We start from the raw sequence: 1,216 nt of genomic DNA on the forward strand, positions 1-1,216 counted from the left end.
GATCAGGACAGTTCCAAATAAAACAGATCGCTCACGCCGTGGTGACAGACCTCCACATCGCACCAATCCCGCGCAGCGGGTTCGTTCCTCCCCCCATAGCGGACAGAGGCGAGCCAGATTGCGTGTGCCGTCCGGAATGATGAAGATAGGGCGGGTCGTGCGGATCAGAATCTGCGTCCCGACGCGCGTTTTTAGTTCCGAGACCGCAGTTGAAATTGTCGAACGAGGCATTTTCAGCATATCGACACACTTCTCGCTTCGGCGTCACGTGCAAGGATGGGGAAAGAACCGATCTGGTCAAAAATGCCTTCAACACGACAATCAGAAAGGCTTTGTTCGCGTTTCTCGACATGTCTTGTCGAGATGGCATGATTTATCTCGATATCATGAATGGTAATCATATCGAATGAAAGGCGTGGTTTGCACGCTCTGAACGTAACAGGAAAACACGATAATGATTGATCACGGTATCAAGGGAAAGATTGTCCTTATCGCTGGCGGCGCAAAGAATCTTGGCGGCCTGATCGCTCGTGACCTCGCTGCGGCAGGTGCCAGTGCAATCGCAATTCACTACAATAGTGCCACCACCAAGGTTGATGCCGATCAGACGATCGCCGATCTGAAAGCCGCAGGAACCCACGCCGTAGCCTTTCAGGCCGACCTAACGACAGCTGATGCTAACGCTAAGCTGTTTGCCGATACCGTTGCCACGATTGGAAAACCGGACATTGCCATCAACACAGTTGGCAAGGTGCTCAAAAAGCCGATCATAGAGACCTCGGAAGCTGAGTTCGATGCCATGTTCGCCGTGAACACGAAGGCTGCCTATTTTTTTATCAAGGAGGCGGGGTTCCATCTCAATGATAATGGTAAGCTATTGACGCTCGTAACATCGCTTCTCGGAGCCTACACGCCCTTCTATTCCACCTATGCGGGTTCAAAGGCTGCAGTTGAGCATTTTACCCGCGCGGCATCGAAAGAATATGGTGCACGCGGCATTTCTGTGAACGCTATCGGACCTGGACCGATGGATACGCCGTTCTTCTACGGTCAGGAAGCCCCGGACGCTGTCGCCTATCACAAATCTGCCGCAGCCTTGTCTGCTTTCAGCAAAACAGGACTGACCGATATCGGGGATATTGCACCGTTCGTGCGCTTCCTCGTATCTGACGGATGGTGGATGACGGGTCAGACCATTCTGGTCAATGGAGGCTAC

General features: G+C 52.6%; 1 protein-coding gene. It reads left to right on the plus strand.

Translation table 11 applies throughout. The features are described 5' to 3' along the window. Positions 1 to 454 precede the first annotated feature (454 nt). On the plus strand, positions 455 to 1,216 hold a 762-nt coding region (locus tag DY926_RS07175; protein ID WP_116702748.1), incomplete at its 3' end, for an SDR family oxidoreductase.

It is taken from the genome of Komagataeibacter melaceti (genome assembly GCF_003403295.1).
In the GTDB taxonomy this organism is placed as follows: Bacteria; Pseudomonadota; Alphaproteobacteria; order Acetobacterales; family Acetobacteraceae; genus Komagataeibacter; species Komagataeibacter melaceti.